The 12,480-nt window shown below is 45.7% G+C and carries 15 protein-coding genes; 13 read left to right on the top strand and 2 right to left on the bottom strand.

Annotated elements, in window-relative coordinates; genetic code table 11:
* Positions 1 to 15 precede the first annotated feature (15 nt).
* The 5 genes from kefG (at position 16) to MSG35_RS19985 (ending at position 4,608) form a co-directional block, all read left to right on the top strand.
* Entirely contained in the window at positions 16 to 600 is a 585-nt protein-coding gene (gene kefG, locus MSG35_RS20005) for a glutathione-regulated potassium-efflux system ancillary protein KefG (RefSeq protein WP_017061111.1), read from the top strand.
* The gene (kefB, locus tag MSG35_RS20000) at positions 587 to 2,383 is read left to right on the top strand and encodes a glutathione-regulated potassium-efflux system protein KefB (RefSeq protein ID WP_050647111.1); all 1,797 of its coding nucleotides are present in this window, start codon (positions 587 to 589) and stop codon (positions 2,381 to 2,383) included. Before kefG ends, kefB begins: the two co-directional genes overlap by 14 nt.
* A 156-nt stretch (positions 2,384 to 2,539) precedes the next feature.
* Positions 2,540 to 2,740 carry a YheV family putative zinc ribbon protein gene (locus tag MSG35_RS19995; protein WP_004737184.1) on the top strand — a complete coding sequence of 67 codons (201 nt, stop codon included), beginning with the start codon at positions 2,540 to 2,542 and terminating at the stop codon, positions 2,738 to 2,740.
* Between the two features lie 94 nt (positions 2,741 to 2,834).
* Complete coding sequence (gene slyD, locus MSG35_RS19990; RefSeq protein ID WP_017061108.1) at positions 2,835 to 3,425, top strand: peptidylprolyl isomerase; 591 nt, start codon at positions 2,835 to 2,837, stop codon at positions 3,423 to 3,425.
* Between the two features lie 217 nt (positions 3,426 to 3,642).
* Positions 3,643 to 4,608: an isoaspartyl peptidase/L-asparaginase gene (locus MSG35_RS19985; RefSeq protein WP_050052680.1), complete on the top strand. Its 966-nt coding sequence runs from the start codon at positions 3,643 to 3,645 to the stop codon at positions 4,606 to 4,608.
* A 180-nt stretch (positions 4,609 to 4,788) separates the two neighbouring features.
* Here the strand turns inward: MSG35_RS19985 and MSG35_RS19980 are convergent, their stop codons facing one another.
* Both MSG35_RS19980 and MSG35_RS19975 read right to left on the bottom strand, forming a co-directional pair.
* Positions 4,789 to 5,016, bottom strand: a complete 228-nt coding sequence (locus MSG35_RS19980; protein ID WP_009848930.1) for a SlyX family protein — start codon at positions 5,014 to 5,016, stop codon at positions 4,789 to 4,791.
* A 5-nt stretch (positions 5,017 to 5,021) separates the two neighbouring features.
* Positions 5,022 to 5,999, bottom strand: coding sequence for a PQQ-binding-like beta-propeller repeat protein (locus MSG35_RS19975; protein ID WP_017063707.1), 978 nt, complete (start codon positions 5,997 to 5,999; stop codon positions 5,022 to 5,024).
* A 131-nt stretch (positions 6,000 to 6,130) separates the two neighbouring features.
* Between MSG35_RS19975 and fkpA the strand changes: the two genes are divergently transcribed.
* From fkpA to fusA, 8 genes are all read left to right on the top strand, one after another.
* Complete coding sequence (gene fkpA / locus MSG35_RS19970) at positions 6,131 to 6,907, top strand: FKBP-type peptidyl-prolyl cis-trans isomerase (protein WP_017061105.1); 777 nt, start codon at positions 6,131 to 6,133, stop codon at positions 6,905 to 6,907.
* A gap of 205 nt (positions 6,908 to 7,112) precedes the next feature.
* On the top strand, positions 7,113 to 7,838 hold the full coding sequence (locus tag MSG35_RS19965; RefSeq protein ID WP_004729851.1) for a transcriptional regulator: 726 nt from the start codon (positions 7,113 to 7,115) through the stop codon (positions 7,836 to 7,838).
* Positions 7,832 to 8,221, top strand: coding sequence for a sulfurtransferase complex subunit TusD (gene tusD, locus MSG35_RS19960; protein ID WP_017063709.1), 390 nt, complete (start codon positions 7,832 to 7,834; stop codon positions 8,219 to 8,221). Before MSG35_RS19965 ends, tusD begins: the two co-directional genes overlap by 7 nt.
* Positions 8,218 to 8,574, top strand: coding sequence for a sulfurtransferase complex subunit TusC (gene tusC / locus MSG35_RS19955; RefSeq protein WP_017063710.1), 357 nt, complete (start codon positions 8,218 to 8,220; stop codon positions 8,572 to 8,574). Before tusD ends, tusC begins: the two co-directional genes overlap by 4 nt.
* Positions 8,575 to 8,582: 8 nt before the next feature.
* The gene (tusB, locus tag MSG35_RS19950) at positions 8,583 to 8,858 is read left to right on the top strand and encodes a sulfurtransferase complex subunit TusB (RefSeq protein WP_017063711.1); all 276 of its coding nucleotides are present in this window, start codon (positions 8,583 to 8,585) and stop codon (positions 8,856 to 8,858) included.
* Positions 8,859 to 9,040: 182 nt separating this feature from the next.
* Positions 9,041 to 9,415 carry a 30S ribosomal protein S12 gene (rpsL, locus tag MSG35_RS19945; RefSeq protein ID WP_004737194.1) on the top strand — a complete coding sequence of 125 codons (375 nt, stop codon included), beginning with the start codon at positions 9,041 to 9,043 and terminating at the stop codon, positions 9,413 to 9,415.
* 106 nt (positions 9,416 to 9,521) lie between these two features.
* Positions 9,522 to 9,992, top strand: a complete 471-nt coding sequence (gene rpsG, locus MSG35_RS19940) for a 30S ribosomal protein S7 (protein ID WP_010435163.1) — start codon at positions 9,522 to 9,524, stop codon at positions 9,990 to 9,992.
* A gap of 166 nt (positions 9,993 to 10,158) precedes the next feature.
* Entirely contained in the window at positions 10,159 to 12,255 is a 2,097-nt protein-coding gene (gene fusA / locus MSG35_RS19935) for an elongation factor G (protein ID WP_017061101.1), read from the top strand.
* Positions 12,256 to 12,480 lie beyond the last annotated feature (225 nt).

The following is a 12,480-nucleotide window of genomic DNA, read 5'->3' as shown; positions in this document are numbered from 1 at the left end:
GAATGTTTCAAAGGAATGAGTAATACTCCCTCGACAGACAAAGTCGTGCCAAAGGTGTTGATCATCTACGCGCACCCAGAGCCGCAAACCTCTATTGCTAATCAGATGATGGTTAAGAAGGTAGAGTCGCTCGGTCATGTCAAAGTTCATGATCTCTACGCCATCTACCCTGACTTCTTTATCGATGTGCCTTATGAGCATGAATTGCTTCTTCAGTATGATGTGATCGTGTTTCAACATCCTCTGTTTATGTATTCCTGCCCTTCATTGTTAAAAGAGTGGTTTGATCGCGTGTTAGGCAAGGGTTTTGCGTTTGGTGAGCAAAGTGCGCTTAAAGGCAAACACTGGCGCAGTGTGATTACTACCGGTGGTAAAGAAGAGGCGTTTGGTGCCGCAGGCTATAATAAATATCCATTACAAGAGATCTTGCAACCATTCGAGCTCACCGCTGCTTTGTGTCAGATGAATTGGATATCCCCTTTGGTTTTACACTGGGCACGAAATGTCACCGATATGACGCGTTACCAACACGCCGAAGCGTATCGAAACTGGTTGCGAGACCCGCTACAAGATATAGGAGCAGATGATGGCTCTGACTAATGATTTTCTACAAAGTAGCGTTATATTTTTAGCGGCTGCTGTGGTTGCGGTTCCTATCGCACAGCGCGCCGGTTTGGGTTCAGTACTCGGTTACTTATTAGCGGGTGTGGCAATTGGCCCATGGGGACTTGGCCTAATCAGTGATGTAGAAGCGATTCTGCACTTCTCCGAATTCGGGGTGGTACTGCTGCTCTTCCTGATTGGTCTCGAACTTAACCCGAAAAAATTGTGGCAGATGCGAGCCCCCATTCTTGGGTTAGGTGGCGCGCAAGTGCTGATCACCACTCTGATTATTACCGCCATCGCCTGTCTCTTTGGATTAACCTGGCAAACCAGCCTAGTGATAGGTATGGGCTTGGCGCTGTCTTCCACCGCGATTGCCTTGCGGGTTATTGAAGAGCGAGAGCTTGGTGGCAAAGAAGCAGGGCAGTCAGGCTTTGCAGTACTGCTTTTCCAAGATATCGCCGTTATTCCAATGCTAGCGATGTTGCCTTTGCTTGCGGGCAATACCGGCGGTAGCTGGGCTGACATGTTATGGATGTTGGGTGGCGTGATTGGTCTGCTGGTCGGTGGCCACTTCTTGTTGAGACCACTGTTCCGATATGTAGTCATGAGTGGAGTACGCGAGTTGTTCACCGTCGCGGCGCTGTTACTTGTGATTGGTATTGCTGTAATCATGCAACAGATTGGCTTGTCGATGGCATTAGGTACCTTCCTTGCGGGCGTGCTTCTTGCTGAAAGTGAATATCGACACGAGCTTGAGATCGCGATTGACCCATTCAAAGGGTTATTGCTTGGTCTGTTCTTTATCTCGGTTGGTATGGCGGTAAACCTAGGTTTATTGGCAGAAAGCCCATTCGCGATACTGATTGCTGTATTGGCCCTAGTGGTGTTGAAAGGCCTAGTGCTGTACGCGTTGGCTCGTATCTTTGGTACTCAGGCTAAAGCGCGTAGTCGTATGGCGATGATTCTCAGTCAAGGTGGTGAGTTCGCTTTCGTTATTTTTACTGCGGCGAGTGCTCAAGGCATCTTAAGTGGCGAACAAGTGTCGTTCTTACTGGTAGTGGTGAGTCTATCTATGGTGACTACGCCATTGATGCTTAAGCTGCAAGATAAGTTCTTTGCTCGTCAACTGAACCAAATCAGCGAAAGTGCGATGTCTTCGGATGTGGTCGATCGCAGCCCTCGAGTGATCATTGCTGGCTTTGGTCGTTTCGGTCAGATCATTGGTCGCTTGATGTACGCCAATAAGATTCGTATTACCGTTCTTGAGAGTGATGCCAGCCAAATCCATATCCTGAGAAAGTTTGGCTACAAAGTATTTTACGGAGACTCGACTCACCTAGAGCTATTACGCGCAGCCGGTGCTGATAAAGCAGAAGCGATTGTGCTGTGTACGGACTCCCCTGATGAAATCATGAAAACCGTCGATTTATGTAAGCAGCACTTCCCACGCTTAAAGATCTTGGCGCGTGCACGAAGCCGTGTTGAAGCGTATCAATTACTTAACCACGGTGTGAGTAACTACTCTCGTGAAACCTTCCTTGGAGCATTGGATTTAGGTCGTCAAACATTGACTGAACTTGGCATGCATCCATATAAAGCGAAGCGAGCAGAAGCACACTTTAGAAAGTTGGATAATGGTATGCTGAAAGAGCTGTTGCCTCAGCATAACGAAGATGCCGAGTTAGCCCAAAGAGCGAAAGAGGCTCGTAAAGAGCTTGAAGAGATCTTTGGACACGAGATGGAAAACGATCACCAATCTCGAAACTATTGGCAGTAGCTTGAAGTGATAACTCATGCTTGAGCTTAGAAATGAAGCTTGGGCATAGAAATCACAGACTAAAGAACCAATCTAATAATAAACGCGGTCTCTGCTTAACTTCTCAATAAAGTGGGTGGGAAGAACTGCGAATCCAGAGTAGTAAAGGATATGAACGTGAAACAGAAAAAACGCTTTATCGCAGGGGCAAGCTGCCCAAGTTGCAACACTCAAGACACACTCCGTTGGTGGATTGAAAACAATATCGAGCTGGTGGAATGTGTCGATTGTGACTTCTCAGAACAGCGTAAACCGAAAACTGTAGAGAAATCTGAACACGCGAATCAAGAAATGATCGGTATTTTTAAGCCAGAATGATTGAGTTTCGTTAATTGATCCCCATAATATCCCGGTACAGAATTTTTCCTAAGCTCAACTGTTCGAGCTTAGTCCAAACCTCCTTGGAGCTCTCATGAAAATTGAAAAGAACGTAGTAGTTAGTGTTGCATATCAAGTGAAACTTGAAGATGGCGTAGTAGTTGACCAATCAACTGCAGAAGCTCCACTAGATTACCTTCACGGTCACAACAACCTAATTACAGGTCTTGAAAAAGAGCTTGAAGGCAAAGTAGCTGGCGACAAGTTCTCTGCAACTGTTACTCCAGAAGACGCATACGGCGAACACAATGACGCACTAGTTCAACGTGTTCCTGCTGACGTATTCCAAGGTGTTGAGCAAATCGAAGTTGGCATGCGTTTCCTAGCGGATACTGACCAAGGTCCAATCCCAGTAGAAGTTACTGAAGTAGATGGCGACGAAGTTGTTGTTGATGGTAACCACATGCTAGCTGGCCAAACTCTAACGTTTGACGTTGAAGTTGTAGCGGTTCGTGAAGCGACTGAAGAAGAAGTTCAACACGGTCACGTACACCAAGAAGGCGGCTGTGGCGGTCACGACCACGATCATGACCACGAAGGCGGTTGCTGTGGTGGCGAAGGCCATGACCACGGTGAAGAGAAAAAAGACGGCTGCTGCGGCGGCGGTAGCTGTGGTTCTCACTAATACCGAATTAACGGTTTAGTTTAAGAATCTTGAAAGCCTCCCTTGTGGAGGCTTTTTACGTTTAAGAGCCTCGCTTTTTGACCTCGCTTTTCTCTACCAAACTAAGTGTCCGCAAATCTAAGCATTCGTAAAAGTTTGGTTTTCGCTATCAGACATAGAACCATGGATGTGGTATTGATAGCACAATATTATAAGACGACGTCAGTGGAGAGTTTGTATGTCACAGCCTTTTTCAATTGCCATTCATGGTGGTGCAGGAACCATCTTGCGCGAGCAAATGAGCGATGAATTAAAAGCGGGTATTACCGAGGCTTTGGAAAAATCGGTTTTGGCTGGTTATCAAATATTGCAATCGGGTGGTGATGCTCTGGACGCGGTGGTTGCGTCAGTCAAGGTGATGGAAGACAGCCCGCACTTTAATGCCGGTAAGGGCTCTGTTTTGACGCATGATGAATTTGTTGAGATGGACGCTTCTGTGATGCACGGCCGCGAAATGGATGCGGGTGCTATTGCAGGCGTTCGCCATATCAAAAATCCAATTGAGCTTGCGCGTGATGTGATGCTGAAAAGCGACCATGTGTTGCTGATTGGTGAAGGTGCCGAGAAGTTTGCGTTTGAGCATGAGTACACCTTCACCGAGCAAGACTACTTCTTTACTGAGCGCCGCTATGACCAACTTCAGTCGATGAAAGAGAAAGGCATCTTTGCTCTGTCTGAAGCGAAATATGATGAACAGCAAGCTGAGAAATACCCCGACGACAAAAAGTACGGCACGGTCGGTGCAGTCGCATTAGACCAAGCGGGTAACTTAGCAGCAGCAACCAGTACCGGTGGCGTGACCAATAAGAAATACGGCCGTGTGGGGGATTCTCCGATTATTGGGGCGGGAACCATCGCTGAAAATGGCAACGTTGCTGTTTCAACAACCGGGATGGGCGAGTTCTTCCTACGTAAAATGGTCGCCAGTGATGTCGCAGCACGAATGCGTTACCTGAAAGAAGATGTGCACACCGCTTGTGAAACGATCATTCAAGGTGAATTGAAAACTATGGGTGGAGAAGGTGGCTTGATCGCTATTGATGGCCAAGGCGATATTCATTTTGGTATGAACAGCTCTGGGATGTATCGTGCAAGCGTTGATACTCAAGGTCGTGTTGAAGTGAAGATTTATGCCGATGATTAAATTGGTATCGGCTTAATTGGCTTTAGCTTATTCACTGAGATGGAATAAACAAAAGGGCGACAGATAAGTATCTGTCGCCCTTTTAGTTTTCTATGTCCCGTCCTGAAATGTGTTTACACATTGAGGACGAGAAACTAGCGATATGCGTCGCTAGAATCAATTCGTTATTTTGAACCGCACTTAATAGTGTGGAGGTGGCGTCTCTTCTGATGCGTCAGCTAGATTAGAGCCATCCATATTTTTCACTTTGCCAACCACGAACTTCATCTGGTCTTGCATTCTCGTGATCAACATTTGTTGTTGGCTAAGCGCTTCATTGAGTTCTTCAATGGTTTGTTCTTGGAAAGCTAACTGACACTCTAGGTCATTTACGCGGCTTTCTAGTTGTTCAACTCGCTTTTCTGTCATCGTTCTTAATCCACATTCCAAGCTTGGGCAATGCCCGCAGAGGTGCCCGATATCACACGGTTCTTATCATCAAAGGCTGCATCATACACTACCGCACGAGGAGGGCGAGCATCTTTTAGTGGCTCAGCATCGTGGCGAGAAATTCGTTTGCCATCCTGAGTATTCCACACACTCACTTGGCTGGATGGCGTGCCCGTCACCAACATGCTGCCGTCATCAGAAAAACGAGCACTCGAGAAAATCAACTGTCGAGACCAGCTTTGTAGTTGTGCTTGAGGTTCACCCGTTTCAAGATCCCAAATCATCGCTTGATTGCCGCCGTCAGAAGTAAAAGCCAGCTCGCCATCGCGTTGTAGCGCGACTCGTACTACTCTTTGTTCATGCTCAAAGGTGCGCAATACCAAGCCCGACTCGGTATCCCAAAGGTAGGCTTTGTAGTCGTTACCACCGGATAAGGCGTAGCGTCCATTGGATGAAAGGGACACAGAATTCACTTTTTCTCGGTGAGCGAGGAACTCCAGACGGCGTCCGGTGACTAAGTCCACATAGATGGCTTTGCCATTAGAAAGGCCAAGCAGTACTTTTTCACCATTGCTAGAGATATCGACATCGCGAATCAAGCCGTCGGAGATAGACCAGAGCCCTTGTGCTTGAGTCCAAGATAGGTCCCAAACGGCGAAGTTCATTTGGCTCGCGGTGATGGCAAAACGGCCATTGTCCGAGATACGGATACGTGATACTTGGTTTTCTAACTGGTCTTGTGGGCCAAGTTGAGCCAACTCTTGGTCTTCGGCGAGATCCCAAAGGAGCAGCTGCTTTTGCTGAGAGTAGAGCAGGGCGAAGCGTCCATCTCTGCTGAGTGCAAAGCTGGTGGCACCATTGGGCTCAATTTCCCAACGCTGCTCATCATCTTGGAAGAAAAAGCAACCATTTAACAAGGTGATGACAATTGTACATAGCAATGAGTGGAAAAATATTCGCATCACATCTAATAATCCGGTTTGTGTCGAAAGACATATGACTAGTATATTGTTATAACTAACGTATTCACACCAATCTAATCATTAGATTTGTGCACAATAACCAATGGCTTGGCCATTAATTGGAGAATTCAATGAAATCAGTTTTAAAAGTATCACTGCTTGCCGCAACGGTTATGCTAGCAGTTGGTTGTCAGAAAGAAGAACCAAAGGCAGAAGCTCCACAGGTAGAAGAAGTTAAAGTTGAAGCAGTAAACTTTAAAACAGAAGATGACAAAGCGGCTTACGCAATCGGTGTATCTTTCGCTAACTACCTAAGCACAAGCATTGATAAGCCAAGCGAGCTAGGTATCAACCTAGACAAAGATATGGTTCTTCAAGGTATCGAAGACGTATTCGCAGAGAAAACAGCACTCAACGAAGAAGAAACTCGCGCAGCTCTTGAAGCTCTAGACAAGCGTGTTGCTGAAACGATGCAAGCACAAGCGGCAGAAAAATCTGCAGAAGTGAAGAAAGCCGGTGATGACTTCCGCGCTGAGTTCGCTAAAACTGAAGGCGTTAAGCAAACTGAATCAGGTCTACTTTACCAAGTAATGACTGCTGGTGAAGGTGCTTCTCCAAAAGACACTGATACGGTTCAAGTACACTACAAAGGTACGCTAACAGACGGTACTCAGTTCGATAGCTCTTACGATCGTGGCGAACCAGCAACATTCCCACTAAACCGCGTAATCCCAGGCTGGACTGAAGGCGTACAACTGATGCAAGTTGGTTCTAAGTACAAGTTCGTTATCCCGCCAGAGCTAGCATACGGTGAGCAAGACACACCGACTATCCCTGCTAACTCAACGCTAGTATTCGAAGTAGAACTACTAAACATCGATAACGCTGAAGCAGCTCCTGCACAGTAATATCGGTTAAAAGCCTCGTACTAAAATACGTTGATTGAATAAAAAGCCTAACTTTGAGTTAGGCTTTTTTTATGATTTGAAGATGAGTATTTGATTTTTAAACTTGTTCTAAATCACTAGTTGCAATGTTAGCTAGGTGTGCAATTAAAATTTTCTGATAAACTTACATAAATTTGTTGATTTTTCACACGAAGGTAAGGAATAAGTGACTACTACAGAAACAGTCAATGCAGATGTGTTACTTGAAATGGAATCAGTCCACGTTATGCCATTCAGTGAACACGATAAAATCATTCTAAGATCTTATGAGGCCGTTGTTGACGGTATTGCGAGCCTTATTGGTCCGTTTTGTGAAATCGTTTTGCACTCTTTAGAAGACCTCAATACTTCTGCGATTAAAATTGCCAACGGCGAAAATACAGGTCGTCAGGTTGGTTCGCCGATCACCGATCTTGCATTGAAGATGCTAAAAGATATTGAAGGTTCTAAACGTAACTTCTCACGTTCATACTTCACTCGCGCTAAAGGCGGAGTGTTGATGAAGTCGATCACGGTTGCTATCCGCAACGGTGAAGACCGAGTGATTGGCCTACTGTGTATTAACGTGAATCTAGACGCGCCATTCTCACAAGTACTGCAATCGTTCATGCCTACGCAAGACGCAGACGAAGCCGCATCATCGGTTAACTTCGCTAGTGACGTTGAAGAACTTGTCGACCAAACGGTTGAACGCACCATTGAAGAAATTAACGCTGACAAATCGGTATCGAACAATACTAAGAACCGTCAGATCGTGATGGAGCTGTACGACAAAGGTATTTTCGATATTAAAGACGCGATCAACCGCGTTGCTGAGCGACTGAACATCTCTAAGCACACCGTGTACCTATACATCCGCCAACGTAAAACAGAGGATGAAGAGGGTTGCTAAGCTATACACTCCTAGTGAATGGGCCAGTCTATGGCTCACAGTCAGCAAGAAGTGCCTACCAGTTTGCCGTGGCTCTGATTAAACAGGGCCACAAACTTCACAGTGTGTTCTTCTATCAAGATGGCGTGAGTAACGGCTCAGACCTTACCGTACCGGCTAACGATGAATTTGATTTAGCTTCTGCTTGGCAAAAGCTGGCTGATGAACACGATGTTAGCCTTGAAACCTGTGTGGCAGCTGCGCTAAGACGCGGAGTGATTAGCTCTGAAGAAGCAGAGCAACATCAACTAAGTGCCTCTAACCTAGCCACTGGATTTACTCAAGCCGGATTAGGGAGCTTATCGGAAGCGCTACTAACGCAAGATAGGGTTGTGCAGTTTTGAGAAAGTTAGCCTTTATATTTAACAGTTTCCCTCATACGACCGCTGCGGGTAGAGAAGGGTTAGACGCCCTGCTTGCTGCGTCCGCATACAGTGAAGACATCGCCGTGTTCTTTGTTGGCGATGGCGTGACACAGCTTCTCAAAGCGCAGCAGCCCGACGAAACACTATCGCGTGACTACATCTCTGCATTCAAACTTATGGACCTGTACGACATCGAACAGGTGTATGTGTGTCAGCGTAGTCTGAGTCAGTTTGGTCTTTCAGCAGACAACCTGCTGATCGATGTGACCACCGTTGAAGCCGACGAGTTAACGCAGAAGTTAGCTCAGTGCCAACAGATACTGACTTTCTAGGGGACGCTATGCTTCATATTGTAAAATCAGTCGACAAACTTAAACTCGCATTGACCTATTCTCAGCCACAAGATCAGTATCTTTTGGTGGAAGATGCGGTGTATGTTTGCCTTCCCAATCATGAGTTATTCACTCAAATCTGCGCAGTAGAGCAGGTGTCGGTGTTAAAACCAGATCTCGATAGCCGAGGTTTACAACTACTTGTCTCAAGTACCATTGATCAAGTTGACTTCGATGGCTTCGTTAAACTGACGGTTTTGAACGACAAATCAGTCACTTGGTAGCTGTGTTTTATCAGTTTGGTTAAAAGTAGACCATCCTGAGCTCTAGACGGCTAAAAAAGATCTGTATATTTCTTGACACACCTCCCACTGCTGAATAGAATTTTGCGTCCCTAATTACGACTTGTGATTAGGGATAGATTTTTCACAAAGCTTACTTTCAAGTAAATTTCAGGAGCTAGTTAATGGCAACTATTAACCAGTTGGTTCGCAAACCTCGTGTAAAGCAAGTTGTTAAAAGCAACGTGCCTGCACTAGAAGCGTGCCCACAAAAACGTGGTGTATGTACTCGTGTTTACACTACTACACCTAAAAAACCTAACTCGGCACTACGTAAAGTATGTCGTGTACGTCTAACTAACGGTTTCGAAGTAACTTCGTACATCGGCGGTGAAGGCCACAACCTACAAGAGCACAGTGTTGTACTAATCCGTGGCGGTCGTGTAAAAGACCTTCCGGGTGTTCGTTACCACACTGTTCGCGGCGCACTTGACTGTGCTGGCGTTAACGACCGTAAACAAGGTCGTTCTAAGTACGGTGTGAAACGTCCTAAGTCTTAATTGATTCTCTTTTTAAAAAGAAATCGTTAAGTAAGGCCAAACACTATTTTATTTATTATTCTGAAAAGTTTTGGAAAAAACCTGAAGAAGACAACGGAGAATATCCATGCCACGTCGTCGCGTAATAGGTCAGCGTAAGATCCTTCCAGATCCTAAGTTCAAATCTGAATTGCTGGCAAAATTCGTTAACATCCTTATGGTTGACGGAAAGAAATCTACTGCAGAAAAAATCGTTTACACTGCACTAGATTCAATGGCTGAGAAGTCTGGTAAAGACCACTTAGCTGTATTTGAAGAAGCTCTTGAAAATGTTCGCCCAGCGGTAGAAGTTAAATCTCGCCGTGTAGGTGGTTCAACTTACCAAGTACCTGTAGAAGTTCGTCCGGTTCGCCGTAACGCTCTTGCTATGCGTTGGGTAGTTGAAGCTGCGCGTAAGCGTGGTGAAAAATCTATGGCTCAACGCCTAGCTGCTGAAATGCTAGACGCGTCTGAGAACAAAGGTACTGCGGTTAAGAAACGTGAAGACGTTCACCGCATGGCTGACGCAAACAAAGCGTTCGCACATTACCGTTGGTAATACCTTTTTAGTGCTGCAAGGTTCCTTGCAGCACTTCTTTAGTTCCTATGCTTATGCTAGGAACTATTGCTATTTCTAGGGCAAGCAATTTTTAGCGAAGCATCGCTTTTAAGGCATAATCTAGACATAGCAATAGTCCCTAAGTCTCTAATAAGAGGATTCAACCGTGGCTCGTAAAACTCCTATAGAGCAATACCGTAATATCGGTATCGTTGCTCACGTAGATGCAGGTAAAACAACCACAAGTGAACGTATTCTGTTCTATACCGGTCTTTCTCACAAAATCGGCGAAGTTCACGATGGTGCAGCAACCATGGACTGGATGGAGCAAGAGCAAGAGCGCGGTATTACGATCACTTCAGCAGCAACCACTACGTTTTGGCGTGGTATGGAAGCTCAGTTCTCGGACCACCGTATCAACATCATCGACACTCCTGGACACGTTGACTTCACAATCGAAGTAGAACGTTCTTTGCGTGTACTTGATGGTGCAGTTGTTGTGTTCTGTGGCTCATCTGGTGTTGAACCTCAGTCAGAGACAGTATGGCGTCAAGCTGATAAGTACCAAGTTCCGCGTATGGTTTTCGTTAATAAAATGGACCGTACCGGCGCAGATTTCTTGCGCGTAGTTGAACAGATCAAGGACCGCCTAGGCGCAACTCCTGTTCCAATTCAACTGAACATTGGTGCTGAAGAAAACTTCCAAGGCGTTGTCGATCTTATCAAGATGAAGGCAATTAACTGGAACGAAGCTGATCAAGGCATGACTTTCACGTACGAAGATATTCCTGCAGACATGCAAGAAATGGCTGAAGAATATCGTACAGAACTTGTTGAAGCTGCTGCAGAAGCAAATGAAGAGCTGATGGATAAGTACCTTGAAGAAGGTGAACTAACAGAAGCTGAAATCAAACAAGGTCTTCGTACTCGTACCCTTAATAATGAAATCGTACTTGCTACTTGTGGTAGTGCATTCAAAAACAAAGGTGTACAAGCTGTTCTAGATGCAGTTGTTGATTTCCTTCCTTCTCCAGTCGATGTACCTGCAATTAAAGGCATCGATGAAGACGAGAACGAAGCAGAGCGTCACGCGGACGACAAAGAACCGTTCTCAGCGCTAGCATTCAAGATCGCAACAGACCCATTCGTTGGTACTTTAACTTTCATCCGTGTTTACTCTGGTGTTGTTGAAAGCGGTAAAACAGCTTACAACTCTGTGAAGAAACAACGTGAACGCTTAGGTCGCATTGTTCAAATGCACTCAAACAAGCGTGAAGAAGTAAAAGAAGTACGAGCAGGTGACATCGCTGCCATCATTGGCCTGAAAGATGTGACTACTGGTGAAACCCTTTGTGACCAGAACCATAAGATTGTTCTTGAGCGCATGGAGTTCCCAGATCCAGTTATTCAGATCGTTGTAGAGCCAAGCTCTCAAGCTGATCAAGATAAAATGACTATCGCTCTAGGTAAACTAGCAGCGGAAGACCCATCGTTCCGCGTTGATATGGATGCGGAAACTGGCCAGACTCTGATTTCTGGTATGGGTGAACTACACTTAGATATCATCGTTGACCGTATGAAGCGCGAATTTAGCGTGAACTGCAACGTTGGTAACCCGCAAGTGGCTTACCGTGAGACTATTCGTGGTACAGCGAAAGCGGAAGGTAAATTTATCCGTGAACATGGTGGTAAAGGTCAGTACGGTCACGTATGGCTGAAACTGGAACCATCAGAAGCTGGCGAAGGCTTTGTCTTTGTGGATGAAATTGCCAATGGTATCGTACCGAAAGAGTTTATCGCTTCAGTTGCTAAAGGCGTTGAAGAGCAGATGAACAATGGTGTGCTTGCTGGCTATCCAGTTTTGGATATCAAAGCTACACTATATGATGGTTCTTACCATGAAACAGATTCAAGTGAGATGGCGTTTACAATCGCTGCCTCTATGGCTTTCAGAACGGGTGCACTTGAAGCGCAACCGGTTCTGCTTGAGCCTATGATGAAAGTTGAAGTAACTACTCCAGAAGACTGGATGGGTGACGTTGTTGGCGATATTAACCGTCGTCGCGGCATCATCGAAGGTATGGACGAGGGGACAGCTGGCCTGAAGATAATTCGTGCACAAGTTCCGTTGTCTGTCATGTTCGGTTACGCAACTGATTTACGTTCTGCGACACAAGGTCGTGCTTCTTACTCTATGGAGTTTAGTGAGTACGCTGAAGTGCCTAACAATGTTGCAAAAGCAATCATTGCAGAGCGTGGTTAAACAAAAGGAAGGCATTTTTTTTCATTTTTTGAAAGAACAATGCGTCCAAATATTGCGCTAACGAGAGTTGGCGCATAAAATAGCAATTTCTGGCGCGTCTCGCTCAATAATGAACGTGGCGAATCATAACTAGGAAGGAACACGATTGTGTCTAAAGAAAAATTTGAACGTACGAAACCGCACGTAAACGTTGGTACTATCGGCCACGTTGACCACGGTAAAACA

Source organism: Vibrio sp. 1CM23M (assembly GCF_023161755.1).
Classification (GTDB): domain Bacteria; phylum Pseudomonadota; class Gammaproteobacteria; order Enterobacterales; family Vibrionaceae; genus Vibrio; species Vibrio coralliirubri.
Note: the sequence above shows the minus strand (reverse complement) of the source record. Positions and strands in the feature narration are given on the sequence as shown.

Bases quoted from the DNA above. Each gene is read 5' to 3' on its own strand.
- kefG (WP_017061111.1), top strand. From the start codon at position 16: ATGAGTAATACTCCCTCGACAGACAAAGTCGTGCCAAAGGTGTTGATC.
- kefB (WP_050647111.1), top strand. From the start codon at position 587: ATGGCTCTGACTAATGATTTTCTACAAAGTAGCGTTATATTTTTAGCG.
- slyD (WP_017061108.1), top strand. From the start codon at position 2,835: ATGAAAATTGAAAAGAACGTAGTAGTTAGTGTTGCATATCAAGTGAAA.
- MSG35_RS19985 (WP_050052680.1), top strand. From the start codon at position 3,643: ATGTCACAGCCTTTTTCAATTGCCATTCATGGTGGTGCAGGAACCATC.
- MSG35_RS19980 (WP_009848930.1), bottom strand. From the start codon at position 5,016: ATGACAGAAAAGCGAGTTGAACAACTAGAAAGCCGCGTAAATGACCTA.
- MSG35_RS19975 (WP_017063707.1), bottom strand. From the start codon at position 5,999: ATGCGAATATTTTTCCACTCATTGCTATGTACAATTGTCATCACCTTG.
- fkpA (WP_017061105.1), top strand. From the start codon at position 6,131: ATGAAATCAGTTTTAAAAGTATCACTGCTTGCCGCAACGGTTATGCTA.
- tusB (WP_017063711.1), top strand. From the start codon at position 8,583: ATGCTTCATATTGTAAAATCAGTCGACAAACTTAAACTCGCATTGACC.
- rpsL (WP_004737194.1), top strand. From the start codon at position 9,041: ATGGCAACTATTAACCAGTTGGTTCGCAAACCTCGTGTAAAGCAAGTT.
- rpsG (WP_010435163.1), top strand. From the start codon at position 9,522: ATGCCACGTCGTCGCGTAATAGGTCAGCGTAAGATCCTTCCAGATCCT.